At 64.3% G+C, this 25,224-nt stretch carries 25 protein-coding genes; 16 read left to right on the top strand and 9 right to left on the bottom strand.

What is annotated here, in order from left to right; translation table 11 throughout:
• Positions 1-45 precede the first annotated feature (45 nt).
• The 3 genes from ACVOLL_RS13525 to ACVOLL_RS13515 form a co-directional block, all read right to left on the bottom strand.
• The gene (locus tag ACVOLL_RS13525) at positions 46-639 is read right to left on the bottom strand and encodes a thioredoxin family protein (protein ID WP_481513365.1); all 594 of its coding nucleotides are present in this window, start codon (positions 637-639) and stop codon (positions 46-48) included.
• A gap of 11 nt (positions 640-650) precedes the next feature.
• Positions 651-2,159 carry a peptide MFS transporter gene (locus ACVOLL_RS13520; protein WP_481513364.1) on the bottom strand — a complete coding sequence of 503 codons (1,509 nt, stop codon included), beginning with the start codon at positions 2,157-2,159 and terminating at the stop codon, positions 651-653.
• Between the two features lie 211 nt (positions 2,160-2,370).
• Positions 2,371-3,231, bottom strand: coding sequence for a tryptophan 2,3-dioxygenase (locus tag ACVOLL_RS13515; RefSeq protein ID WP_481513363.1), 861 nt, complete (start codon positions 3,229-3,231; stop codon positions 2,371-2,373).
• Positions 3,232-3,675: 444 nt separating this feature from the next.
• Here ACVOLL_RS13515 and pdhA point away from each other — a divergent pair, with 444 nt between their 5' ends.
• The 9 genes from pdhA to ACVOLL_RS13470 all read left to right on the top strand — a co-directional run bounded on the left by pdhA (position 3,676) and on the right by ACVOLL_RS13470 (position 10,642).
• Positions 3,676-4,764 carry a pyruvate dehydrogenase (acetyl-transferring) E1 component subunit alpha gene (pdhA, locus tag ACVOLL_RS13510; protein ID WP_481513362.1) on the top strand — a complete coding sequence of 363 codons (1,089 nt, stop codon included), beginning with the start codon at positions 3,676-3,678 and terminating at the stop codon, positions 4,762-4,764.
• The gene (locus ACVOLL_RS13505) at positions 4,757-5,836 is read left to right on the top strand and encodes an alpha-ketoacid dehydrogenase subunit beta (protein ID WP_481513361.1); all 1,080 of its coding nucleotides are present in this window, start codon (positions 4,757-4,759) and stop codon (positions 5,834-5,836) included. Before pdhA ends, ACVOLL_RS13505 begins: the two co-directional genes overlap by 8 nt.
• A 1-nt stretch (position 5,837) precedes the next feature.
• Positions 5,838-6,191 carry an SH3 domain-containing protein gene (locus ACVOLL_RS13500; RefSeq protein WP_313170923.1) on the top strand — a complete coding sequence of 118 codons (354 nt, stop codon included), beginning with the start codon at positions 5,838-5,840 and terminating at the stop codon, positions 6,189-6,191.
• Complete coding sequence (locus ACVOLL_RS13495; protein ID WP_481513360.1) at positions 6,188-7,564, top strand: dihydrolipoamide acetyltransferase family protein; 1,377 nt, start codon at positions 6,188-6,190, stop codon at positions 7,562-7,564. The genes ACVOLL_RS13500 and ACVOLL_RS13495 overlap by 4 nt, the downstream gene beginning before the upstream one ends.
• A gap of 321 nt (positions 7,565-7,885) precedes the next feature.
• Complete coding sequence (locus tag ACVOLL_RS13490) at positions 7,886-8,227, top strand: hypothetical protein (protein WP_282273279.1); 342 nt, start codon at positions 7,886-7,888, stop codon at positions 8,225-8,227.
• Positions 8,228-8,250: 23 nt separating this feature from the next.
• Positions 8,251-8,880: a DUF998 domain-containing protein gene (locus tag ACVOLL_RS13485; RefSeq protein WP_481513359.1), complete on the top strand. Its 630-nt coding sequence runs from the start codon at positions 8,251-8,253 to the stop codon at positions 8,878-8,880.
• Between the two features lie 39 nt (positions 8,881-8,919).
• The gene (locus tag ACVOLL_RS13480; protein ID WP_481513358.1) at positions 8,920-9,306 is read left to right on the top strand and encodes a VOC family protein; all 387 of its coding nucleotides are present in this window, start codon (positions 8,920-8,922) and stop codon (positions 9,304-9,306) included.
• A gap of 70 nt (positions 9,307-9,376) precedes the next feature.
• The gene (locus tag ACVOLL_RS13475; protein WP_481513357.1) at positions 9,377-9,799 is read left to right on the top strand and encodes a hypothetical protein; all 423 of its coding nucleotides are present in this window, start codon (positions 9,377-9,379) and stop codon (positions 9,797-9,799) included.
• Between the two features lie 78 nt (positions 9,800-9,877).
• Entirely contained in the window at positions 9,878-10,642 is a 765-nt protein-coding gene (locus ACVOLL_RS13470; protein ID WP_481513356.1) for an SDR family NAD(P)-dependent oxidoreductase, read from the top strand.
• 111 nt (positions 10,643-10,753) lie between these two features.
• Here the strand turns inward: ACVOLL_RS13470 and ACVOLL_RS13465 are convergent, their stop codons facing one another.
• Positions 10,754-11,386 (bottom strand): NAD-dependent epimerase/dehydratase family protein, encoded by a 633-nt coding sequence (locus ACVOLL_RS13465; RefSeq protein ID WP_481513355.1) that lies wholly within the window; start codon positions 11,384-11,386, stop codon positions 10,754-10,756.
• Positions 11,387-11,504: 118 nt separating this feature from the next.
• Here ACVOLL_RS13465 and ACVOLL_RS13460 point away from each other — a divergent pair, with 118 nt between their 5' ends.
• The 3 genes from ACVOLL_RS13460 (at position 11,505) to ACVOLL_RS13450 (ending at position 14,317) form a co-directional block, all read left to right on the top strand.
• A complete protein-coding gene (locus ACVOLL_RS13460; protein WP_481513354.1) occupies positions 11,505-13,046 on the top strand; it encodes a GGDEF domain-containing protein in 1,542 nt (513 codons plus the stop codon).
• Between the two features lie 67 nt (positions 13,047-13,113).
• Positions 13,114-13,650: an RNA polymerase sigma factor gene (locus ACVOLL_RS13455; protein WP_481513353.1), complete on the top strand. Its 537-nt coding sequence runs from the start codon at positions 13,114-13,116 to the stop codon at positions 13,648-13,650.
• Between the two features lie 4 nt (positions 13,651-13,654).
• Entirely contained in the window at positions 13,655-14,317 is a 663-nt protein-coding gene (locus ACVOLL_RS13450; protein WP_481513352.1) for a hypothetical protein, read from the top strand.
• Positions 14,318-14,497: 180 nt separating this feature from the next.
• Here the strand turns inward: ACVOLL_RS13450 and ACVOLL_RS13445 are convergent, their stop codons facing one another.
• Positions 14,498-15,406, bottom strand: coding sequence for a DUF808 domain-containing protein (locus ACVOLL_RS13445; protein WP_481513351.1), 909 nt, complete (start codon positions 15,404-15,406; stop codon positions 14,498-14,500).
• Positions 15,407-15,550: 144 nt separating this feature from the next.
• Between ACVOLL_RS13445 and ACVOLL_RS13440 the strand changes: the two genes are divergently transcribed.
• Positions 15,551-17,245 carry an ABC1 kinase family protein gene (locus tag ACVOLL_RS13440; protein WP_481513350.1) on the top strand — a complete coding sequence of 565 codons (1,695 nt, stop codon included), beginning with the start codon at positions 15,551-15,553 and terminating at the stop codon, positions 17,243-17,245.
• A gap of 451 nt (positions 17,246-17,696) precedes the next feature.
• Positions 17,697-19,796 carry a phosphoglycerol transferase I gene (locus ACVOLL_RS13435; RefSeq protein ID WP_481513349.1) on the top strand — a complete coding sequence of 700 codons (2,100 nt, stop codon included), beginning with the start codon at positions 17,697-17,699 and terminating at the stop codon, positions 19,794-19,796.
• A gap of 153 nt (positions 19,797-19,949) precedes the next feature.
• Here ACVOLL_RS13435 and ACVOLL_RS13430 read toward each other — a convergent pair whose 3' ends face one another.
• Both ACVOLL_RS13430 and ACVOLL_RS13425 read right to left on the bottom strand, forming a co-directional pair.
• Positions 19,950-22,379, bottom strand: a complete 2,430-nt coding sequence (locus ACVOLL_RS13430) for a DUF3772 domain-containing protein (RefSeq protein WP_481513348.1) — start codon at positions 22,377-22,379, stop codon at positions 19,950-19,952.
• Between the two features lie 87 nt (positions 22,380-22,466).
• Complete coding sequence (locus ACVOLL_RS13425) at positions 22,467-22,715, bottom strand: hypothetical protein (protein ID WP_481513347.1); 249 nt, start codon at positions 22,713-22,715, stop codon at positions 22,467-22,469.
• Positions 22,716-22,898: 183 nt separating this feature from the next.
• Here ACVOLL_RS13425 and ACVOLL_RS13420 point away from each other — a divergent pair, with 183 nt between their 5' ends.
• Positions 22,899-23,369 carry a hypothetical protein gene (locus ACVOLL_RS13420; RefSeq protein WP_481513346.1) on the top strand — a complete coding sequence of 157 codons (471 nt, stop codon included), beginning with the start codon at positions 22,899-22,901 and terminating at the stop codon, positions 23,367-23,369.
• Positions 23,370-23,397: 28 nt separating this feature from the next.
• Here ACVOLL_RS13420 and ACVOLL_RS13415 read toward each other — a convergent pair whose 3' ends face one another.
• The gene (locus ACVOLL_RS13415; RefSeq protein WP_481513345.1) at positions 23,398-23,721 is read right to left on the bottom strand and encodes a DUF6122 family protein; all 324 of its coding nucleotides are present in this window, start codon (positions 23,719-23,721) and stop codon (positions 23,398-23,400) included.
• Between the two features lie 182 nt (positions 23,722-23,903).
• On the opposite strand from ACVOLL_RS13415, the gene ACVOLL_RS13410 reads away from it, so the two are divergent.
• Positions 23,904-24,374 (top strand): YehS family protein, encoded by a 471-nt coding sequence (locus ACVOLL_RS13410; RefSeq protein WP_481513344.1) that lies wholly within the window; start codon positions 23,904-23,906, stop codon positions 24,372-24,374.
• Positions 24,375-24,569: 195 nt separating this feature from the next.
• On the opposite strand, the gene ACVOLL_RS13405 is transcribed toward ACVOLL_RS13410, so the two are convergent.
• The gene (locus ACVOLL_RS13405) at positions 24,570-25,031 is read right to left on the bottom strand and encodes a hypothetical protein (protein ID WP_481513343.1); all 462 of its coding nucleotides are present in this window, start codon (positions 25,029-25,031) and stop codon (positions 24,570-24,572) included.
• Positions 25,032-25,224: the final 193 nt, after the last annotated feature.

The following is a 25,224-nucleotide window of genomic DNA, read 5'->3' as shown; positions in this document are numbered from 1 at the left end:
AAACGGCGCCTCTCGACGCCGTTTTCGTTCAAGCACATCGCTGGCTTACTTCGCCGGCGGTGCCCATTCCTTCAGGAAGGCATCGAACTTGGCGCGGTCGTAACCCTTGCCCTTCTCCAGATCGCCAGTGAACTGCGAATGCAGCAACTGGCCTTCGGCATCCAGCACGAACAGGTGCGGGTAACCCTTGATCTCAGGAAAGCGCGCAAGGAACTCGGCGTTTTCGTTCTCTTCGCTGTAGTTGACCTTCATCCACACGTAGTTGGCATCGCGGAAACGGCGCAGCTCCGAATCACCTTCCATGAAGGCGTCCAGCAAGTGGCACCAGGAGCACCACTCACCACCGACGTCCAGGATGATCCGCTTGCCACCGCGCTGGGCCTCGACCTTGGCCGTTTCCAGATCCGCGACCGGGTCGCGGGCCGGGTCGAACTGCGCGTTGAGCCCGGCCACCGCAGCGATATCCGCTGCGGTGGGGGTATTGCCCGATGCCACCGGCTGGCTGGTGTCAGCCACCGGTGTCTTCTGTTCGGAGGTATCCAGCGGCTGCACCTTCTCAGGTTTGGCAGCGGGCGGTTGATTGCAGCCCGCCAGCGCGACGGTGAGCAACAAGGGAAGCATTCCGAACAGCAGTTTCATCGCCTGACTCCTTACTTCACACCGTGCATGAGCTTGTTGATCAGCGGAGCGACCAGGAACAGCACCACGCCCGAACCCACCAGCGCCCAGAAGCCGAAGGTGTAGCCGGACTGCGCCGATGCCACGGTCATGCCGCCTTCGCCGCTGACCTTGCCGGCAAAGATACCGGCCAGATTGTTACCGATGGCGATCGACAGGAACCAGCAACCCATCGCCATACCGGCCAGACGGGTCGGTGCCAGCTTGGTCGTCATCGACAGACCGATCGGCGACAGGCACAGCTCACCGATGGACTGGATCACGTAGACCGCGAACAGGGTCCAGAACGGGATCTTGCCGGCGTCGTTGACCATGCTCGACAGCGCCACCATCAGCAGCAGGAAGGCCAGGCCATTGAACACCAGGCCCAGGCCAAACTTGCGCGGGATCGACGGATTGGCCTTGCCCATCTTGACCCACATCCAGGCCATGATTGGCGCACAGACAATGATGGCCACCGAGTTCACCGACTGGAACCACTCCAGCGGGAAGGTCCAGCTGCCGAATTCGCGGTTGACGATCTTGTCGGCAAGGAAAGTGAACGAGCTGCCGGCCTGTTCGAAGAACATCCAGAACAGCACGTTGAAGACAAAGATCACCAGCATGGCGATCACCTTGTCACGCGCGACCGAACCACTGCGGATGCCTTCGACCAGCAGCATCACTGCCGGCACGATGAACAGCGCCATCAGGATCGCCTGCAGCGCATTGGCATCAATGGTCAGCAGGAAGTAGAACACCGGGATGCCGACCAGCAGACCCAGCGCGGCCACCAGTGCCACCCGGCTCAGGCTTTTCTGACCTTCTTCCGGCAGGCCAATGCCCTTGAGCTGGCTGCGGCCGAACCAGAACCAGATCAGGCTGGCCACCATGCCGATGCCCGAGGCGATGAACACCCACTGGTAATGCGGGTCCTGCTCGGTACCGAAGACCATCTTGGCCAGTGCACCGGTGATGACCGGGGCCAGCAGTGCACCGATGTTGATGCCCATGTAGAAAATGGTGAAACCGGCATCGCGGCGTGCGTCGCCCTGCACGTACAGCTTGCCCACCATGGTCGAAATGATCGGCTTGAACAGGCCGTTGCCGACGATGATCGTGGCCAGGCCGAGCTTGAAGATCATTTCGCTGGGCGAGACCAGCATGAACAGGCCGATGGCCATGAACAACGCGCCCAGCAGAATCGAGCGCTGGAAGCCAACCAGCTTGTCAGCGACGTAGCCACCAAAGATGGCACCGGCATAGACCAGCGCCAGGTAGGCGCCGTAGAGCTCGGCTGCAGGCTTCTCGCCCGAGGCCAGGCCGCCCTGGAACTGCGCGACGATGTACAGCACCATCGCCCAGCGAATGCCGTAGAACGCAAAGCGCTCCCAGAATTCGGCCATGAACAGCATCCACAATGGCTTCGGATGGCCGAGGATGGTCTTGAACTCCGGCACGGGCGCCGGGGTTGGTTCGGAATTCGGCGCGGCAGCGCTCATGCGGTGTCCCCTGATAATTCGATGGGTAAGTAATGCAAGCAAGTCGGCCGGAACCGGCGCGACGGGCGAGGATCACAGAAGCGTCGGCTTCACGTCAAATACATACTGCTGCAACCAACAGCTGCGCCATGGCTGGGGCGGGCGCTCCGGGCCCGACCCATGGTGCAGCGCAAGCCGCTGAATAGGCTGGATTTTCAACCCTGGCAAGGGCTCAGGCGTCGCCGCGGATAGTGGTACGCACTTCGAACAGCTCGGGGAAGAAAGTCAGCTCCAATGCCTGCCGGAGGAAGCCGACGCCGCTGGAACCGCCGGTACCGCGCTTGAAACCGATCACCCGCATCACCGTACGCATGTGGCGGAAACGCCACAGCTGGAACTGGGTTTCCAGATCGACCAGGTCCTCGCACAGCGAATACTCACGCCAGTAGCGGTCGGTGTCCTGATAGATGTTCTCGAATACCTGGCGCAGGGCCGGGTCGCTGATATGCGACTGGGTCCAGTCGTGGCCTTCGTAGGCGGCCGGGATGGCATGGCCGAAGCGCGCCAGGTAGGCCAGGAACTCCTCATACAGGCTTGGTGCTTCCAGCACCTCACGCAGCTGCGCCTGCCCTTCCGGGTCGTGGGCAAACACGTTGAGCATGTCGGCGTTCTTGTTGCCCAGCAGGAATTCGATATAGCGGTACTGCAGCGACTGGAAGCCCGAGGACGGGCCCAGCACGTCGCGGAAGCCCATGTATTCGGAGGGGGTGAGGGTCTCCAGCACCGCCCATTGCTCGGTCAGCAGGCGCAACACCTGCTTGGCCCGGGCCAGCACCTTGCGGCATTGCCAGACCTCGTCGCGCTGCATATGGCCGCGGGCAGCGCGCAGCTCATGGCCGAGCAGCTTGAGCCACAGCTCCGAGGTCTGGTGCTGGATGATGAACAGCATTTCGTCATGGTGCGGCGGGTTGGACAGCGGCTGCTGGGCCGTCAGCAACTGGTCCAGGCGCAGATAGCCGCCGTAGGTGAGCCGGCCCTGCAGATCGGTATGGATACCGGCTTCGAGCTCACGCTGGTTCTTTTCTACGGTCATCGGCCTGGCCATCAGAGGGGGCGGCAAGGGTAACGCAGGCCACGCCATCTGCCCCCTCCCTTTTGCCACAGGCAAAGGGGAGGGTTGGGGAGGGGTGCCTTGGTTCTGGCTGCAACGCCCAAAACGGGAATCCGTGAAGACGTCACGTCAAGAACAGAGCACCCCTCCCCAGCCCTCCCCTGCGCAACGCGCAAGGGAGGGGGCAGCACCGGCTCCCGCGCAAACGGAATCGAAACACGCGCAAACCCAAGCAGCGCGACAATGTGCCGTTCCTGTTGTCACAGACTGAATACGTTGTAATTGCTCGCCCGAGTTGAGTTCCGCGGAACAAACCTGGCCTATACCCGGTCAATCTTGTTGCGGCGCAGGACGGCTTTTTCGGACTGAGTCCTTACCATGCGTAATTCCTATCATTTGAAACCATCTGTCTAAGGTGTTGCTGCAATGACGGTTTCCGCCCAGTTCCAAATCGATTACCTGCAGTACCTGGATGCCGACGGCAACCTGGTACGTGACGATCTTCCCGCCTCGCTGCGTGATCCACGCTCGCTGCTGCCGATGTTCAAGCAGATGCTGGCCACGCGGGTGTTCGACACCAAGGCCGTGGCGCTGCAGCGCACCGGCAAGCTCGGCACCTTCGCCTCCTGCCTGGGCCATGAAGCGGCCCACGTCGGCATCGGCGCGGCCATGAAGAGCGGCGACGTGTTCGCCCCCAGCTACCGCGAGTACGGCGCCATGTTCATGCGCGGCGTGCGCCCGCGTGACGTCCTGATGTACTGGGGCGGCGACGAGCGCGGCAGCGACTACGACCGCGAAAGCGATGCGGTCCGCGACTTCCCCATCTGCGTACCGATCTCGACCCAGTGCCTGCACGCGGCCGGTTCGGCGCTGTCGTTCAAGCTGCGCAACATGCCGCAGGTCGCGGTCAGCGTCTGCGGTGATGGCGGCAGCTCCAAGACCGACTTCTACGCCGCGGTGAATTCGGCCGGTGCCTACAAGCTGCCGCTGATCCTGTGCGTGGTGAACAACGGCTGGGCCATCTCGGTACCGCGCTCGGCCCAGACCGGCGCCGAAACCCTGGCCCAGAAGGGCCTGGCCGGCGGCCTGTTCTGCCTGCAGGTGGACGGCAACGACCTGATCGCGGTGATGGCGGCGATGGAACAGGCGCGCGAACGTGCCCTGTCCGGCCAGGGCGGCACGGTGCTGGAACTGCTCACCTACCGTCTGTCCGACCACACCACCGCCGACGACGCCCGCCGCTACCGCGACGACGCCGAAGTGAAGTCGGCCTGGTTGAATGAACCGCTGATCCGCCTGCGCAGGTACCTGACCGCGAACGGCGTGTGGAGCGAGGAAGAAGAAAAGAACTGGATCGCCGAATGTGGCACCCGCGTGGATGAGGAGGTCAACGCCTACCTCAACTGCCCGGTGCAGCCGGTCGAGGCCATGTTCGACTACCTGTATGCCGATCCGCCGCCGGACCTGCTGGCGCAGCGTGCTGCCGCCATCGCCCTGGAGCAGCGCCATGGATGACATCAAGCGCAATGCTGCCGTCACCTCGGCCAGCCACGATCACGGCGCCGCGCACAGCGCGGCGAGCAACAGCGGAGACACCCCGATGACAGCTACCCCGATCACCCTCATCGAAGCCGTCACCCAGGCCCTGGCCTGGGAAATGGAACACGACCCATCGGTGCTGGTGCTGGGCGAAGACGTGGGCGTCAACGGCGGCGTGTTCCGCGCCACCGCCGGCCTGCAGCAGCAGTTCGGCTCGCAGCGCGTGCTCGACACCCCGCTGGATGAAACCACCATCGCCGGCCTGACCGTCGGCCTGGCCGCACAGGGCATGAAGCCGGTGGCCGAAGCCCAGTTCGACGGCTTCGTCTATCCGATGGTTGATCACCTGATCTGCCACGCCGCACGCCTTCGCAACCGTACCCGCGGCCGCCTGCATTGCCCGATGGTGCTGCGCGTGCCGTGGGGCGGTGGCATCCGCGCGCCGGAGCACCACAGCGAAGCCAACGAGGCCATCTTCACCAATGTGCCGGGCATGCGCGTGGTACTGCCGTCCAGCCCGCAGCGCGCCTACGGCCTGCTGCTGGCCGCGATCCGCGAGCCGGATCCGGTGATCTACATGGAGCCCAAGCGCATCTACCGCCAGTACAAGGAAGTGGTCGTCAATGACGGCGAAGCACTGCCACTGGACGTGTGCTTCGTGCTGCGTGACGGCACCGACGTGACCCTGGTCACCTGGGGCGCACAGGTCAAGGAAGCACTGGAAGCGGCCGACAAGCTGGCCGGCGAAGGCATCAGCGCCGAAGTCATCGACGTGGCCACGCTGCGCCCGCTGGACTTCGCCACCATCGCCGAGTCCGTGGCCAAGACCGGCCGCTGCGTGATCGTGCAGGAAGCGCCGAAGACCGCTGGTTTTGGTGCCGAGATCGCCGCCCGCCTGGCCGAAGAGTCGATCTACGACCTGCTGGCACCGGTCGAGCGCGTTGCCGGTTATGACACCCACATCCCGCTGTTCCGCCTGGAGATGAAGTACCTGCCAAGCGTGGAGCGGATCGTGACCGCCGCCAAGCGCGCGGTCGCGGTGGGCTGACATGCTGGCACGCTTGATTGGCAGTTACCGCAGCCAATACCGCAACCCCCTGCAGTTCCGTACCGGGCAGATCGTCGAGCTCGGTGTACGCGACGAAGAATGGCCGGCCTTCGCCTGGGTGAAAACCAGCGAAGGCAGCGCCGGCTGGGCGCCGGTGGCCTGGCTGCAGGTATTGGACAATGGCCGTGCCGAAGCGCTGCGTGACTACAGCGCACGCGAGCTGGACGTTGACCGCGGGGAGCAGGTACGGCTGCATCACGAACATGGTGGCTGGTGGTGGTCCGAGCGCGCCGATGGCGCGCAGGGCTGGCTGCCGGCGCGCGAACTTGAATTGCTGGAAGAGAAACTCACATGAGCCAGACCAAGAATTTCAACCTGCCCGACCTGGGCGAAGGCCTGCCGGACGCGACCATCGTTGAGTGGTTCGTCAAGGAAGGCGACGTGATCAAGCTCGACGAGCCGCTGGTGGCAATGGAAACCGCCAAGGCGGTGGTCGAAGTGCCCTCACCGTATTCCGGCAAGGTGCTGAAGCTGGCCGGCCCGGCCGGTGACATCGTGGTGACCGGCCACGTGCTGGCCAGTTTCGAGCTCGACCCCAACCTGCCGCAGCGCGCGGAAGGCCAGGACACCGGCCATCACCACGGCGCACCGGCCGAAGCCGCGCCCGCGCCTGCCGCAGCACCTGCACCGGTGGCCGCCGCTGCAGCCGAACGTGCCGACGAAGGCACCGTGGTCGGCGCGATGGTCAGCTCCAATGCCGTGCACACCGAACAGGCCGTGGCCGTCGGTGGCGTCAAGGCAGTGCCGGCCGTGCGTGCGATGGCACGCAAGCTCGGCGTCGATCTGAGCCGCGTGCGCGCCACCGGCGCCGAAGGCGCGGTGACGATGAATGATGTGAAGCAGGCGGCGGCAAATCCGTCCGCCCTGCTCCCCTCTTCCACTGGAACAGTGGCAGTTGCATCGAGCTCCACTGCAGCTGCCGTACCCTCACCCCAACCCCTCTCCCAGGGGGAGAGGGGCTCAAGCGCTCGCACCCCGTTGTCTGCCGCCGGCAAGCCGATGCGCACTGCTCCTCCGGGCGTGGTCGCCAAGGGCCAGCCGGAACCACTCAAGGGCGTGCGCCGCAACATGGCACGGGTGATGGCCGACGCGCATAGCAAGGTCGTACCGACCACGCTCAGCGACGACGCCGACATCCATGCCTGGGCACCGGGCAACGACATGACCTCGCGTCTGGTCCGCGCCATCGTCAGCGCCTGCCAGGCCGTGCCGGCAATGAATGCCTGGTTCGACGGTGACAACCTCACCCGCACCCTGCACGCGCAGGTCGATATCGGCATTGCCGTGGACACCGACGATGGTCTGTTCGTGCCGGCCCTGCGCAATGCCGACATGCTCGATGCACGCGGCGTGCGCGAAGGCATCAACCGTCTGCGCCAGCAGGTGGAAGACCGCTCGATCGCACCGTCGGAACTGAGCGGCTACACCATCAGCCTGTCCAACTTCGGCATGTTCGCCGGCCGCTACGCCACCCCGGTAGTCGTACCGCCGTGCGTGGCCATCGTTGCCGCTGGCCGTGCCCGCTTCCAGGTCACCCCGGTGATGGGCGGCATTGAAACCCACAAGGTCATCCCGCTGTCGGTCACCTTCGATCACCGCGCCTGCACCGGCGGCGAAGCGGCGCGCTTCCTGCGCGTGCTGATCGATGATCTGGCGAAGATTCACTGATAGTTTTGTTGGTAGCGTTATTTGAGGCCCGCAGCGATGCGGGCCTTTTTTTTGTTTGGCGTTTGCGTTGGGTTTGCTTGTTAGAAGCTTCCCCTCACCCCAACCCCTCTCCCGTAAACGGGAGAGGGGCTAGCAATGCGTCGCCTCGTAGTGCACTGAGCCCCTCTCCCGCCTGCGGGAGAGGGGTTGGGGTGAGGGCAGCTCTTGATCTTCATCTTTCGCCCAATTCCCACCAGCCCAAAAAAACATCACCCACCTGTAACGCCAAACCACAACTCCAGCGCTACGATTGCCCCACCCACATCTACAAGCAAAACCGCCATGGGCACCTGGACCTGCAGCAACTGCAAGGAAGTCAACGAAGACAACTTCGACCAGTGCTGGAAGTGCGGCACCCATGCCGATGGCGCACCGCCGCCACGCGACTTCCAACCTGAGGCCGGGCGCAGTTGGATGCAGCCACCACGTTTGATCGACTGCCCGCGTTGCCCGGGCATGCGCATGGAGTTCATCGGCCGCAAGCGTTTCCACGAAGGCTCGCAGGCCATGCCCTTCCTGCTGGGCGATATCGGCGAGTTGTTCGTCAACCGCGAGGAATTCGACCTGCATGCCTGCCCGAGCTGCGGCAAGGTGGAGCTGTTCCTGTCCAACCGCGTGCGTTGAGCACGGCAACCACAGGCGGGCCCATGCGCTACCAACGCTGCCTCATCCTGCTGTTCGTGGCGATATACCTGCTGATGCTGCTCGGCGGCGCCGCGCTCAAACCCGGCTATTCACCGCTATCGCAATACATCAGTGAACTCGGTGCGACCGGCAGCGAACACGCCAGACTGATCAGCCTGTTCGGCTTCATTCCCGTTGGCGTGTTGGCGGCGCTGCTGCTAGTCGCATTCGCACGGACAACGCCTGTGAGCGGGGCAAGTCGATTCGGCTACTGGCTGCTGATGTTCGAGCCGCTGGCGTGGATAGGCTCCGCGCTGGCACCCTGCGACCTTGGCTGCCCGATTGGCGGCAGCCTGTCGCAATCACTACACACGCTGCTAGGCGTGTTCACCTATTTCGGCACCGCATTGGGTCTGATGCTGCTGTCCACCACACCTGCAATACGCCCAACCACGCGCGTGCTGTGGATTACTTTGGCAGGACTCTGGCTGCTGCTGTTCGTTTTGATGGGACTGGAACCATTGCACGCTTGGCGAGGACTGCTGCAACGCTTGGCCGAATGGTGTGTGTACAGCGTGCTGTGCATCAGTGCCTGGCGGCTGAGCACTTCCGCTCCTGCTGCCAACGGCGCGATAACACGCATGCGCGGATAGCGGGTGTAAGCTGCCCTCCTCTGTCACCGGAGCATCCGCATGAGCCACCGCAGCCGCCTTGCGGGTTTCATCATTGATTGCCAAGGCACCGACAGCGATGCCGCCGCCGCATTCTGGGCGCCCGCACTCGGTCTGAAGGCCGAGCCCGGCTACACCGAGGACGATGGCGCGCAGTACGCCGAATTAGTGGGCGCGCCGGCCGCGCTGCACGTGGAAGTGCAGCGCGTCGACCACGCATCACGCGTGCATCTGGATATCGAAGCCGACGATATCGACGCCGAAGCTGACCGGCTTGAGGCGCTGGGCGCACGCCGCATCGGCAAGGTCAAACGCTGGTGGGTGATGGAAGCACCTACTGGCCATCGCTTCTGCATCGTGCAGATGAAACATCCAGAGCGTGGCGCAACGCCCAATACCTGGAAGTAGCGCGGGATTTTCACGACAGCAGGCATTGCGATGTGCTGGAATGCCGCCCCAACTTCAAAGAGTCGACAGCATGGGTTTGATCACCGGAATGATCGTGGGTGCACTGGGCGGCTTGGCCCTGGTCAACATCCTGGCACTGATGGCAAGGAACAGCGGCAAGCCGCATGACCTCACCACATTCAGTTCCGATGAGAACGTGGCGGCCAAGGTTGATGCCTGGGCAGGCCAGCAGGGTTACCGCATGGTCCGCGACATCGATGGCACCCGCGTCTATCGCAAGGGCAACAACATCCTGACCTCACCGATGTATCTGGAACTGAGCCAGGACGGGAACAAGTACAGCATCAAGAGCTATACCCAGATCAACGGTTTCATCCTTCGCGGTGATATGGCACTGACCGGCGACACCTTCATCGCCAAACTACCGCGCTCGATGGCCAAGAAGGCGCAGAACATCCTGTTCGCCTCCTTGAACGTACCCGGCCTACCCTGAGCGCGGAACAGCACGTTCGCCACAGGCAATGCACAACACGGGGATAATGTGCGCTCTGAGTCCACCGGAACCACAGCAATGCATTCCCCCGCTTCGCTACAGAACGCACATGTGCTGGTTGCCGGTGGCAGCCGCGGCATCGGCCTGGCCATCGCCCAGGCCTTTGCCCGCGAAGGCGCGAAAGTCAGCATCTGCGCGCGTGGTGCAGCAGCGCTGCAGCAGGCTGCCGAGCTGCTGCTAGGCGATGGCGCAGCTGCCGCGCACACGCAGCAATGTGACCTCGCCGATCCGATGCAGATTCAAGCCTGGATCGATGCCGCTGCAGCCGCATTGGGAGGCGTCGATATCCTCGTCAACAATGCCTCAGGCTATGGCAACGGCAATGACGATGCCAGCTGGCAGGCCGGCTTTGATATCGACCTGATGGCTGCCGTGCGCGCAAACCGCGCCGCCCTGCCGCATCTGCGCCTGAGCGCGATGCCGGCCATCCTCAACATCAGCTCGATCAATGCCTCGGTGCCGACGCCGCGCGCCGCGGCCTACTCCGCCGCCAAAGCGGCATTGAATTACTACACCGTATCGCTGGCCACCGAGTTGGCGCGCGAGCGCATCCGGGTCAACGCACTGGCCCCGGGCTCGATCGAATTCCCCGGCGGCCTGTGGGAGCAGCGCCGCAGCAGCGCACCCGAGCTGTACGAGCAGATCCGCAACAAGATCCCGTTCGGCGGCTTTGGCAATGTCGAGGACGTAGCCAACACCGCCGTGTTCCTGTGCTCGCCGGCGGCGCGTTGGATCACCGGTCAGGTACTGGCGGTGGATGGCGGGCAGTCGCTGCCGGCGTAACAAGATTGTAGGAGCCGCTGTTTGTAGGCGCGGCGTAGCCGCGAAGCCGGGGATCTGTGAGTGCACCAGCTTCGCGGCTTACGCCGCTCCTACAAACAGCCGCCCAATTGGTCACACCAACTCGGCCGACCCAACCACCCGCACACCCGGCTGCGGATCCAACACCGCCTGCACCAGCGCATCGGCGATCCGCGTGGCCGGATTGATCCGCCACGCCCGCGGCAGCACCGGCGCCAGCGCCCCCAGCACCACGCTGGCCAGATGCTCGCCGGCACGCCGTTCAGCGCGGTCGCCGCCAATCAGGCCCGGGCGCACCAGGGTCAATGAAGCAAACCCCAGCGCGCGCAGGTCCTGCTCCAGCTCACCCTTGACCCGGCTGTAGAACACCAGCGAACGCGGATTGGCGCCCGCCGCCGAGTTCAAGGCAAATACCTCGCAGCCATTGGCGCGTGCCGCCCGCGCGATCGCCAATGGATAGCCATGGTCGATCTGCTGGAAGGCCTCGCGCGAGCCCGCCTGCCTCATCGTAGAGCCCAGCGCGCAGATCACCGCATCCACCTGCCAGCCCCGCGCCACCGTCGCCAGCTCGGCGAAGTCGAGCACCGGATTGAGCAGTTTGGGATCGGTGCGCGCCAGCGCGCGCCGGGTCGGCGCGACCACGTCGCTGCAGCGCGGGTCGGACAGCAAGCGCTGCAATACCTGCGTCCCGACCAGGCCGGTCGCGCCAGCCAGCAATACCCGCATGATGTGCTCCTGTGATCGGCTGCCATTCAAGCCGGCTGCTACCTTGCCGATAATGGGGCTTGGACACCACCTCCGGCTGCGCACAGGCGCGGCCACAACCCGCCCGGACCCCTGCGCAATGGCCGACAGCCCCGACGATTCCTCTACCTCCCGCAGCAGCGGGCTGGGCCGCATCCTGTCCCGGCGGTCCGCGCCGCAGGCAGCTGCGGCGGTCGAGGTCGTGGCCAACGGGGGCGGCGGCATGGCGATGCTGCAACGCCTGTTCATCGGCGCCAACGCGCCGGAATCGGTATTGGCCGCCTTCGCCCAGGGCATGTGCACCCTGCCCGGCGAACTTGGCGACATGGGCCAACGCCTGCACAGCGCCCATGCCGAGCAGGACTGGGAACGCTACGGCCGCCTGCTGCGGCAGTTGATCGACAAATACATCCGCACCGTCGAACTGGAAGCCTCCCACACCAGCAACAGCCAGGCCGCGCAGTTGCGCGACATGTTGCGCGACACCCTCGGCGCGGTGCTGGCCAGTCTGATGCAGCAGTCGCCGGAGCTGGAACAGCAGGCCCAGCGCATGGGCGAGGAACTGCGCACCTGGCGCAGTGGCCAGCCCTTGCAGCCGGTGGCCATCCATCTGCGCGAGCTCTGCCACCAGGTCGGCGTACGCAGCAACAGCCTGCAGGAACAGCGCGACCTGTTGCTCAACCTGTTCGACATGCTGCTGGAGAACATCTCCGAACTGCTGGCTGGTGACAGCTGGCTGCAAGGCCAGATCCGCTCGATCCGGCAGCTGCTGGCTGGGCCGCTGGACGCCAGCTCGCTGGAACAGACCCGCAACGACCTGCGCGAAGTGATCTACCGGCAAGGGCTGCTGCGCGAAGGCATCGACCAATCCAAGCAAGCGATGAAGGACCTGATGGTCGACTTCGTGCAGCAGGTGGACGGCATGGTCACAGAAACCGGCGAGTTCCACGATCGCATTGCCAGCTATGCCGTTGCCGTACGCCAGACCCGCAGCATCTCCGACCTTACCCAACTGCTGCAGGACGTTCTGCAGGACACCGCCCGGGTACAGGCACAGGCCGCACGCGCGCGCGACCATCTGGCCAATGCCCGCGCCGAGGCCAAGGCCGCCGAGCAGCGCGTGCAACAGCTGGAACGCGAGCTGGAAGAAGCCGGCAGCCAGCTGCGTACCGACCCACTGACCGGCGCCCTGAACCGCCGCGGCCTGGAGCAGCAACTGGGCGAGCTGCTGGCCGACCACAGCACGCCGCTTAGCCTGGCCATGATCGACCTTGACCACTTCGGCCAGACCAACGCCCAGCACGGCCACGCCGGCGGCGATCAGGCCCTGCGTCACCTGGTGGCGGTGACCCAGCAACGCCTGCGCGGCCGCGACTGCATCGCCCGCCTCGGCGGCGACGAATTCGTGCTGGTGCTGCCCGGCCTCAACCGCGCCGCAGCGCTGGAGACCCTGCAACAGCTGCAGCAGCAGCTGGCGCAACGCCCCTTCCTGCATGAAGAACAGCGCGTGCAGGTACGTTTCAGCGCCGGTGTCGCCCAAGCCCAGCCCGGCGAAGCCCTGCAGTCCCTGCTGCAGCGCGCCGATCAGGCCCTGTATGCGGCCAAACGCGTAGGACGCAACCAGGTCCTGCCCGCCGCCTGAGCGCCGCCAGCAACGACAATCGGCCCAAGGCTGTGATATTTGCTGCGCTGGTGCGAATCACCCTGGCATGGACATCACTGCGACCGACCCCATCGCCGAGCTGCAACCACGCTTTGCCAAGTTGCTGGCCCAGCATCAGGGCATCGTGCTCAAGGTCGCGCGCGGCTATTGCGCGCAACGCGACGACCGCAGCGACCTGATCCAGGAAATCAGTACCCAGGCCTGGCGGGCATTTCCAGCCTTTGACCCGCAGCGCGCACAGTTCAGCACCTGGCTGTACCGCATCGCCTTGAACACCGCCATCTCACAGCTGCGCAGCCGTGAGCTGCGCCGCCAGTATCACAGTGACGTAGCGCTGGATGACGACCTGGCCAGCGTTGCCGACAACGCCGAGGACAACGCCAGCCTGGCCCAGCTCAACCAGCTGATACATCGCTTGCCAGCGCTGGATCGGGCCTTGTTGTTGCTGCACCTGGACGACCGCAGCCATCGCGAGATCGGCGAGGTGCTCGGCATCAGCGCCAGCAACGCAGCCACCCGACTGCACCGGCTGCGCCAGCAACTGCGCAGCCAGTTCAACCCCACCGACACCTCGCGAGACTGACGACATGGAACTCGACGAACTCAAAGCCGCCTGGGCACAGCAGGCGCAACGTATCGATCAGCTGGAAGCCCTCGCCCTGCAGGCTTGGCAGCAACCGCGCCAGGCCAGCGTGCAGCGCCGCCTGCGCTGGTTCAGCGGCCTGCAACTGACTTGGCTGTTGGTGTGGATCGTAGTGACCGTGCTGGCCGCAAACTTCTGGGTCGAACATCGCCAGGTGCCGCAACTGCTGCTGAGCGGGCTGGCGCTGCATATCTACGGCATCGCCGCGATCTGGGTATCGGTGACCCGTGCCTTGTTGGCGCTGCATGCTGATGCTGCCGAGGCACCGGTGCTGATCCAACAGCAACGACTGGCGCGCCTACGCCGCTTTACCGCGCTGACCGAACTGGGCCTGGGCCTGCCGTGGTTCTGCCTATGGCTGCTGGCCCTGCAGTGGGCGTGCGTGCAATGGCTGGGCCTGGACCTGTACGCGATGGCACCAGGGTGGTTCCTCGGCACCTTGGGCTTCGGCATGGTGATGATGTTGGGCAGCGTTGCGGCGGCGCGCTGGGTGATGCGGTGCTTGCCTGCAAGCCATCGATTGCAGTGGCTGCTGGACAGCCTGTCCGGGCAATCACTGGCCAGAGCGCAGCAGCAGTTGCGGGAGTTGGAACAGGGCGCGGCGTGATTGTGGCGCGGCGGTTGTTGTAGGAGCGGCGTAAGCCGCGAAGCTGACAATCTTGCAGATACCTCTCATGCGGGCATGCATTGCTGATGCCTGAAGAATTCTCTGCTTCGCGGCTTACGCCGCTCCCTCAACGGTTGGTCTATCGGCTTCGCGGCTGACGCCGCTCCTACAAGACCGGCTTCAATGCGCGGCTTTCGCCCCACGCATACGCTGGATCATGGTCACCGCGGTCAGCACCACCGCACCGATGATGATGCCCACCACCATGCTGCCCAGTGCATTGGCCAGCCATTCCAGATTGGCCGGTGCCAGCCCGACCACAAAGTGGTGCAGTGCTGGAATCGCGTGCACCAGGATGCCGCCGCCAACCAGGAACATCGCTGCGGTGCCGGCAATCGACAGACCGCGCATCAACCATGGCGTGGCATACAGCAGACCGCGTCCAACTGCCGCCAGCGCGCGCCCCTTGTCCAGCAACCACGCACCAACGTCGTCCAGCTTGACGATGCCAGCGACCAGGCCATAGACGAACACCGTCATGCCCAGCGCAATCGCGATCAGGGTGACAACCTGCTGGCTGAAAGGCGCATGCGAGATCACCCCCAGCGACAGCACGATGATCTCCGCCGACAGGATGAAGTCGGTACGCACCGCGCCCTTGATCTTGTCCTTCTCGAACGCGACCAGATCCACCTTCTCATCGGCCATGGCCTTCAAACGTTCCGCCTTGTGCGCCTCGTCCTCATCCTTGGAATGCAGGAACTTGTGCGCCAGCTTTTCAACGCCTTCGTAACAGAGGAAGGCACCGCCGATCATCATCAGCGGGGTGATCGCCCACGGCAGCCATGCGCTGATCGCCAAGGCCGCCGGCACCAGGATCGCCTTGTTGACCAGTGAGCCCTTGGCCACCGCCCACACCACCGGCAACTCGCGGTTGGCATTGACGCCGGTCACCTGCTGCGCGTTCAAGGCCAGATCGTCACCGAGCACGCCAGCGGTCTTCTTGGCAGCGACCTTGGTGAGAATGGAGACGTCATCCAACAACGCGGCAATATCGTCGAGCAGGGCAAACAGGCTGGCTCCAGCCATGGGTCACCGTAAGGTCATAGGACAGGGGAAGGGAGGATTCTCACTCATTCGCGCCCCATCCGGTGCACAACGGCGCGTATTCACCAATCTCCAACCCGGCAACAGCCACACTGCAGGCTCGGCCGCCAGGAAGACCCCCGCTTGATGGAACCGACCAACAGCGACAGCCCGACCACCGTCGGTGGCATCAGCCGGCGCCAGCAGATCGTGCGCCTGCTGCTGCGCTACCGCCACTCCGGGGTGTTCTCCGGCATTTCGCTGGATGGCGAGATCCCGCGCCTGGGCAAGCCGCCAGCCGCCGGCAACCCGACCCAGTTCGTCGCGGATCTGGAGGCGCTGGGCACTACCTTCGTCAAACTGGGCCAGGTGCTGTCCACCCGCCCGGACATGATCCCGCCCGAATACGTGGCCGCGCTGGAACGCATGCAGGAAAAGGTCGCGCCGATCCCGGTGGAGCAGATCCGTGCGGTGATCGAGGATGATCTGGGCGCGCCGGTCAGCAAGTTGTTTGCCTGGTTCGACCCGCAGCCGCTGGGCAGCGCCTCCATCGCCCAGGTCCACCAGGCCGAGCTGCACGATGGCCGGCAGGTCGCCATCAAGGTGCAGAAGCCCGATATCGCCGCCCAATTACGTTCGGATATCGGTGTGCTGCGCAGCTTCGCCACCGCCGCCGATCACTTGACCCGGGTCGGTCGCAAGGTGCGCTTCTCTGATTGGCTGGGCGAGTTCGCCAAGACCCTGCGCATGGAGCTGGACTACGAGGCCGAGGCCGCCAACCTGGCGCGTTTCGGCCAGCATCTGGCACCGTATCCAGAACTGTGGATACCGCAACCGGTGTGGGACCTGTGCGGCCGCCGCGTGCTGACCATGGAACTGGTGCAAGGCGTGCGGGTGGATGCGATCCCACCGGTACGCCGCACCGAGCAGTCGATGGTGCCGCTGGCTGCCGCACTCGTACGCGGCTATCTGGACCAGATCTTCGTGCATGGCGAGATCCATGCCGATCCGCATCCCGGCAATCTGCGCGTCACCCCCGAAGGCCGGCTGGCGATCTTCGACCTGGGCATGGTCGCGCATGTGCCACCACGGCTGCGCCAGCGTCTTCTCAAGGTATTGTTCGCCGCAGTGGATGGCCGCGGCGAGGAAGTCGCCGATGAAATCATCGGCATCAGCACCCGCCTGGAGGACTACGACGAGGAGCGCTATCTGCGCGAGACCGGCCAGATGATTGCCCGCTACGCTGCCAACGGCACCTTGTCCGAAGGCCATGTGGTGCTGGAGATCGTGCGCATCGCCACCTCCAGCAACCTGCGCACGCCACCGGAGCTGAGCCTGCTCGGCAAGGCGCTGCTCAATCTGGAAGGCGTGTGCCGCTTTCTGGCGCCGGAGATGCAAACCCGCAAGGTTGTCGAACGGCAACTGCAGCATGTGATGCGCGCGCATTTCCGCAAGTCGTTCTCGGCAGCCAACCTCGCCAGCGAGGCCATGGAGCTGCAGCAGCTGCTGCGCAACGGCCCGCGCCGCATGTCCGACATCCTCAGCGTGCTGGCCGAGAACCGGCTGCAGATGAAGGTCACCGGCCTGGACGAATCGCGGCTGATGGAAAACATCCAGAAGGTGGCCAACCGCATCGCCGCAGGCCTTATCACCGCCGCCTTGCTGTTGTCCTCGACGTTGTTGATGCGGGTACCAACGCACTGGACGCTGTTTGGCTATCCAGCCTTCGCAATGCTGCTGTTCCTGCTGGGTGTATTCATCGGACTGGGGCTGATCGTCAGCTCAATGCTGTTTGATCGGCGCACAAGAGCGCGGGCGCGCGAAGAGCGCGGCCATCGTTGAGCACAGCGACATCACCGTAGCCCAGGCAAGCACAGCGCACCCGGGAGCACATGGTGCATGCACGCAACAGCAGTGTGCTGCGCGCATGCCTTGAATGGGAACAGGCACGCACAACTCATCTCACTTCAATCATTGCCAGCCCCGGGAGCGCTGCGCCTACCCGGGCTACGTGGGTGCATGAGCAGTCCAATTGCAATTTGAGAATCGACAACAGAAGTTTCCAAGCACTGAAATCAGGCAAAAAAGCACACTCTCTCACCGCATATCACAGCAATCGGTGTGCAACACATAGCGCACGCAACTGACGATGAATGCAGCTGCGCTGTCCCAACATTTCAGTCAGGTTACGGCAGGCAAGATCCAGATGCTTCTGCCATAGCACTGAAACAACAGTGTGTAGAGCGATGACGGCCAACGCCGTCGCCCCCGTCTCCACTACCCACGTGACCGCATGCATTGGATCATCTGGCTGTCTCTGGCAGCACTGTTTGTATTGTTGATGTTGTCACCCGCCCTGGCACGCGTGAAGGCTGGCCTGTTATCACTGCTGCTGTTGGCACTGAGCAGTTGGTGGCTGATAGACAAACTCAGCGGCGATGGCATCAACTCGGCCACGCTGTACCACCTGCGCAGCGACATGGAGGGTGCCGGCGTTGGTGACTTCAGCGCCTACATCATCGGCTTCATCGGCCTGGTGATCATCTCGCTGACCCCGCTGCTGTTGCTGCGCGTGCGGCGTCTGCAGCGCCCGCGTCATGGCATGGCGGTGTTCGCCGGCTTCACCGCGCTGCTGCTGACCACACTGCTGCTCAGCCCGCTGTACACCGACGGCAAGCGCATCTATCAGCAGATGCAGCCGGTGGACTACAGCGCGGTAGCGCCCGAATACCAGTTGCCATCAAAGCCACTGGCGCAGCGGCCCAACATCGTCTGGATCTACGGCGAGAGTCTGGAACGCACCTACTTCAACGAAGAGGTCTTCCCCGGGTTGATGCCCAACCTGACTCGGCTGGCTGGCGAAGGCCTGGATTTCCGCAACATCGCCTCGGCCGACGGCAGTGGCTGGACCATCGCCGGCCTGGTGTCATCCATGTGTGGCGTGCCGCTGACCACCGCCCAAGGCGACGAGAACAGCATGGGCCGGATGGGCCGCTTCCTGCCCGAGGCGTTCTGCCTTGGCGACTATCTGAAGCAGCAGGGATACAGCAACCATTACCTGGGTGGCGCCAATGGGCAGTTCGCGGCCAAGGCGGACTTCCTCAACTCGCACGGTTTTGATGATGTGCGCGATCTGGAATGGTTCCAGCAGCAGAACATAGCCAAGCGGCATTTCTCCAATTGGGGCGTGCACGATGATGTGCTGCTGGAGCGCGCCTACGCACGTTTCCTGGAACTGTCCGAACGCGGCCAGCCCTTCATGCTGACCGCGCTGACCATGGACACCCACCACCCGGCCGGGCATCTGCCGGTTGCCTGCAAGAACACCCGCTACCGCAGCGCGCACGGCAACATCGGCCTGCTCAATGCGCTCAAATGCAGTGATCGCTTGATCTCGCGCCTGGTTGATCGCATCCGCAGCAGCGCATTCGCCGACAACACGCTGGTGGTGGTGGCCTCGGATCATCTGGCCATGCCCAATGACCTGAGCCATGTGCTGGCAAAGCAGAAACGCGAGAACCTGCTGCTGTTCCTCGGCAACAAGCTGCAGCCGCGGCAGATCGTTGCGCAGGCGGGCACCACGCTGGACTCGGGTGCTACCGCACTGCAGCTGCTGGACCCCGCGATCGATGCGATCGGCTTTGGCCGCTCGCTGTTGCAGCCGGCACCTGCGGCCAGTGCCAGCGTAGCGGCTACCAGCGGTGATACGAGGTCCTACGCCCGCTATAGCGCATTTGCACGCTCGCTGTGGCTGGGTGAGCAGACACGCATGCTGCGGCTGGACGACGATCAGGTGCTGGTCGGCGTACAGAAGGTGCAGCCACCTGTGCTGCTGGAATACGACCAGCAGTGGGACTTGAAATCGGTGTACCTGGAAAACACGTCGCGCAAGTTCGAGGAGGCCGATCCGCAGCATCGCCTTGCCTATGTCGACCGCTGTACTGCGTTCGAAGACGGTTCGGCCGATGGCCAGTGGTGCGCACTGCTGCTCGACAGCGATCAGGGCATGCGCCTGTACCGCGATGCGCAGCTGCGCCGCGGCATTGCCGTGGATGCGCCGCTGCAGGCCTTCAGCGGGCCACGCCCCAGCGTGCGTCAATCACGCATGATCAGCCGCCAGCCGCGTCATACCAGTCCCGGCCAATACGTACTGGAGCTGTATGCCGCACAGCGTCCGCAGCGCGGCTTCTGGGTGGAAGCGGTGGCGTCAAAGCGCAATGTGGTGGTTGCCCAGCAATGGGTACAGCCCGATAGCGAAGGCCGCATCCGCATGCCGTTGGGCGTGGAGGAGGAAATTGATGATCTGGAGATTCGCGCCTGGCTCAATCATGCCGAACAGTTGGCGGTCGACGACTATGCGCTGGTGCTGACCAGCGAACACCCAAGGTCGTGATCAAGCTCTTGTAGGCGCGGCGTCAGCAGCGAAGCTGGCAATGCTGCAATCGCTATTGCAACCGCAATCTGGCGGACCATCAGCTTCGCGGCTGACGCCGCTCCTACACATGTTTGTTCGGTAAAGCCCCTGCCGAGCATGGCTCGGCACTACCTATGCGTCCGGGGGATCGCGCACCAGATGGATGTCGGTCGGGGTGGACAGCGCTATGCCGGCAGCCGCGGTCTGCTCCAGCAAGGCAAACAGCACCTCGCTGCGGGTGCCATACACATTGCGCGAAGACGACACGTAGGCAAGGCTGTTCACCGCCACCTGGCCGCCACTGATCGAATCAATGAAGAACGACGGTGCCGGGTCGATCAGCACCGTTTCATTGGCTGCGTAGATTCCCAGCAACAAGGTCCGCAGCTTGCCCATGTCGGTACCCAGCGGCACCGAGAACTGCACCTGGATGCGGCCCAGCGCATTGGCCATGGTCATGTTACGGATGGTCTTGGTTATCAGCTCGGAGTTGGGCACGATCAAGGTGGAGCGATCACTCACCTGGATCTCGGTCGAACGTACCGAGATACGACGGATATCGCCTTCCTGATCACCGATCTTGACCCAGTCACCAATCTTCACCGGCCGCTCCGCCAGCAGGATCAGGCCGGAGACGAAGTTCTGGGTGATCGCCTGCAGGCCGAAACCAATACCTACCGACAAGGCACTGGCCAGCAGCGCCACTTTTTCGAAACCAATGCCCAACGCAGCCAACGCCCACAAGGCGGCCAACACGATGCCCAGGTAGTGCGCCACGGTGCTGATCGAATTGCGTGCACCGATATCCAGCTCGGTCTTGGGCAGATAGGTATCCACCAGCCAGCGCTGCACCACCCGCATCAGGGCCAGGCCCAACGCCAGCACCAGCACCGCGCTGAAGATCGAACTCGGCGTCAGCAGGCTGCCGCCGATCTTGATGCCGGCAGATAAACGTTCCAGCCACCCATACAGGGCGCTGACATTCCCGAACGGCGCAACAAAAGCGGTGATGCCCAGCATCACCAGCGCAACCCGCGAGATCGCCGACAGCAGCACCCCCGCCTGCTCCAGGCGACTGGCGGACAGACCCGTGGATAGCCGCAGCATGCGCCCGGCCGCGCTCTCCGGTGCCAACAGCCACAATGCGAAGTCGTCCGCAAAGCGGGTCAACAAGGTGGTCGCCAGCACGATCACCGTGCCCCACACCATCTGCTGGGCAGTGAACATGGCGAAGTTGAGGTAGCCCAGCAAGGTCGCCACCAGTGCGGCGAAGATACTCAGGTAGCCGCCCAGTCGCGCCACGATCAGCCAGCCACTGCGCGGTGCGCGCGGCGAACGGCCGCTGCTGGTGTTCTCTGCTTCGGCCTGTGCGGCCTCGGCCGCGCGGCGTCGATGCAGGCCGGCCAAGGTCGCTAGCATGCTCATGATCAACACCACGTAGGTCAGTGCGATCAGGCCATCCAGGGTCACCGTGCCCACCGCCGAGGTACGCGCGGCGCGATTGACCTCGCGCAGCAGCATGGTCAACCAGGTCAGGCTGGCCGCGCCCCAGGCAAAGCGACGCAGGCGGGCGGCGGCGACATCATCGATATCCAGCAGCCGCCAGGTCGGCCGCGACGGCACCAGCAGGCTGGCTGCCACCGCACCGATGAAGGCAGCGACAAAGGTGGCGGCAACAAAGGTATTGGCTACCGATTCCAGGCGCGGCGCGATCGCATCGATCACCTGCAGGCTGGCTATCAGCACCGTGGCGGCAAACCCCGGCAGCAAGGTGCCGACCAGCAGCAACCACACGGCCAGACCAGTGCGGCGCAGACGGCCATCCGGGGCGCGCTCGGACGCCGCGTAACGACGACCAAGGTGTCGCAACCAGATGCGCAGCGGGAACAGCAGCAACAAAGCTAGCGAGGCGCCCAACAACGGCATGCCCCAGCCCTGCTTGCCGGCCGCTTTCAACAGCGCACTGCTGGCCTGCCGGTACAACGATTGGAAGCGGGCAAAATCGTCGGGCAGGTGTTCACCAAACTCGCGCCACAGTGCCGGCGACAACGGCGAGGCCACCTTGCGGCCCAACTGCTCGCCGAACTGCTGGGCGCGCATTTTCTCGATGGACTCGCTGGCCTGCTTGGCGTCCTCGGCCAGCAACTTGCCGCGCTTGATGTCGGCATCGATCTGGCTGCGCTGCTGGTCCAGCAGCTTTCGCTGGCGGGCGATACCGGAGTCTTCGCCGGCCTCCGGTGCCGGCCCGAGCTGCTCGATGCGGGCATCGAGCTGGGTCAGCTCCGGCTGCAGCGCGGCGACGCTGGCCTCGGCCTCGCGCTGCGCCTGGCTGGCGCGTTCGGCCAGGGTTTTCAGGGTTTCCGGCGCGTCGGCATCGTTGACCGCACGCTTGACCGCCGCAACTGTACGTGAGGCCTGCTCGATACGCGCCTGCGGGCTCAGGTCGGCCGCAACACCTTCCGGTGCCGCCCAGACCGCGCCACTGGCGCCCACGCCCCCCAAGGCCACCAGAAGAACCAACAACAATGCGCGCAGCGGGCGCGAAAAACGTTGAGCAAGCAAGGGCAGACACCGGATCGCGCGGACCACCGCGCCTGCGCGAACTATATGCCAGCGCACACCAACATCCTGCGAAACAGCACCGGAACCTCAGTACTTGAGCGCCAACTCGGCGATATGGCTGCGGTTGAGCTCGTAGATTTCCTGGAACTCTTCCTCGGTGAGCTCATCCGGGGCATACACCGCCACCTGTTCCCACCGCTGGTGGGTCGGCAGCGGCTGGCGGGGCCCAGCCCGCAACGAGAAACCATGCCCTTCGTACTCAACCGCGTCAGGCACCTGTTCCCAGCGCTCACGCGCATAGCGGTTCTGCCCTTTGAGCAGGATCACGACATACATGGCGGACTCCCGTCTACGGATGGCAGCAGCCTAGCGCAGTGGTGTTTGCCCGGCGCGAAGATCCCGCCGCACACCTCCCGCACCGACAGCGAGGTATCTGACAGCCATCGTTCAAGCCTTTTCTGGTAGCGTCCAAGTTGCCTCGCCATCACGGTGCGGCCCCCGTACCGGAGCACCTGCAACATGATCCGCACATCCCTGATCGCCGCCCTGCTGTTGGCCCCCGCCGTTTCCATGGCGCAGGATGATGCTGGCAGCGCAACCGGCGGGCTGGACCTGAGCGTGCCGCAAGCACCGCTGCGTTACCTCGGCGAAACCTACAAGGGCGATGCGCCAGGTACCTATTACGGCGACCACAGCGGTCGCGGGCTGGAGAAAAAGGACAGCCCCGGTGCCCAGGTGATGGACGACAAACTGCAGATACACGGCGCGGTCAGCGCCGGCATCGGCTACTCCAAGGCCTACGGCAACAGCAATTGGCAGGCTGTGGACCTGAATCTGGGCAAGAACTACAACACCGACGAGGGTCAGAGTCGTCGGGTGAACCTGAACATCCATATGAGCAAGAGCGAAGGCCCCGGTCCCTATGGCTACGGCCCCTACGGCTACGGCCCCGGCCCGGGCTTTGGCCCCGGACCCTGGGGCGGCTGGTAAGCCCGCCCCACGTACACCTGACGGCTGCTCAGCGGCCGGCGTGCATCCACAGGCAATCCAGCGCATCCAGCGCGATATGCACCAGCAGGCCAATGCCGAACAGGCGGGTGCGCTTGGGCAGGGTCAACCCCGCATACAGCACGATGGCTGGCGCGGTATGCAGCGGGTGGAAGCCGATGCTGCAGCGGTTGGGGGCATAGATCGGGTCGGCCAGCAGGTGGTCCAGGTCGATCACCCAACCCAGCAGCAGCAACATCCAGGCCTTGCCGAACTGCGGCCGCCAGAACAGCCAGGCCAGCAAGGCCGGCACCGCCACATGCAGGCACAGGTGCAGGATCGCGCGTGAACTCATTGCCGGCCCGCCTGCGGCAGCGCGGCAGACCGGGGCCCGATGGGCGGCGCGGAAACAGGTGCGAGAAGGTGCATGCGGGCTGACTTTGCTGAACCAGCCCCGATTGTAGGCTGGGGCCCCGCCGGTGCGGCGTTACACTATGCCCCCGCCGGCATCTCCGCCGCGGTGGTTCCGGAGTGGCAATGATCAACAACGACGTACTGCGCAGCATCCGCTACATGCTCGACCTCAGCGACAGCATGGTGGTGGATACCATTCACCTGGCCGATCCCAGCTTTGAAGTGGATGCCGCCCAGGTGCACGACTTCCTGCGCAAGGACGACGAGCCGTTGTTTGAAGCCTGCCCGGACACAGTACTGGCGCGCTTCCTGGACGGATTGATCTACCACTACCGTGGCCGCGATGAATCGCAGCCGCAGCGCCCGCCGGAAAAGCGCATCACCAACAACATCGTGCTGAAGAAGCTGCGGGTGGCCTTCGAACTGAAGGACATGGACATGCATGCGATCTTCGAGGCCGCAGGCTTCCCGATGTCCAAGCCGGAGCTGTCGGCACTGTTCCGCCAGCCGGACCACAAGAACTACCGCGAATGCGGCGACCAGGCCCTGCGCAATTTCCTCAAGGGCCTGACCCAGCGCGTGCGTCCGGCGTAAGCGAAAGCTGCTGCACCTCCTTTGTAGGAGCGGCGTCAGCCGCGAAGCTGGCAATGCATCCGCGCGTCGAAGATTCTCTTCGTCCGTTATGGCGTTATCTGCTGCTTCGGAAGAAACAGTGGCTTCGCGGCTCACGCCGCTCCTACAAAAGCCAGACGCGCTCCGCGTGATCAGCGTGATCAACGTGATCAGCGTTTACAGAATCCGGTAAACCCGCGCCTTCGGCAGGTCTTCGTCCACCTGCAGGAACCAGCGCCCGGCGATGCCCGGGATCACTGCGATCTCCGGCGACTGCAAGGTGTTGCGCAGGCGCATCTGGCCCTTGAGCACCTTCCACTGCTGACCGTTCGCCAGCACGAATACCGTGCCCGGCTCCCAGCCTTCGACTGTTCCCTGCACGCTGCTATGCACCGGCCCTTCTTCCAGGCCGATCTGCATGGGTGCCGGCGCGGGCGTGGCGGCGACCTCTGGTGCCGGTGACGGCGCTGCTTCGCTGAGCATGCGGTTGAGCAGCTGCAGCTGCTGCGCGCTCAGGCCGACCTGCTGCAGCTGCTCGGCGCTCAGGCGCTGCTCCAGCGGCAGGTAGTCGCGTTGCTGGCTCCAGGCCAGTGGGGTCGTCGACAACAGCATTGCGGCGAGCAACAGACGGGTTTTCATACGCAAGGTCCTTCCGGCCGATGCCGGTTGAGGCGCACTTTGCTGCAATTTGGTTGCAGTGGCGTTACACGGAGCAGAGCAAGAGCTTGCCCTCACCCCAACCCCTCTCCCGCGTGCGGGAGAGGGGCTAGTGCACTGCGGGCTGACGCGATCCGAGCCCCTCTCCCGCACGCGGGAGAGGGGTTGGGGTGAG

It is taken from the genome of Stenotrophomonas sp. STEN035 (genome assembly GCF_056759935.1).
This window is presented reverse-complemented; position numbering and strand designations above follow the sequence as displayed.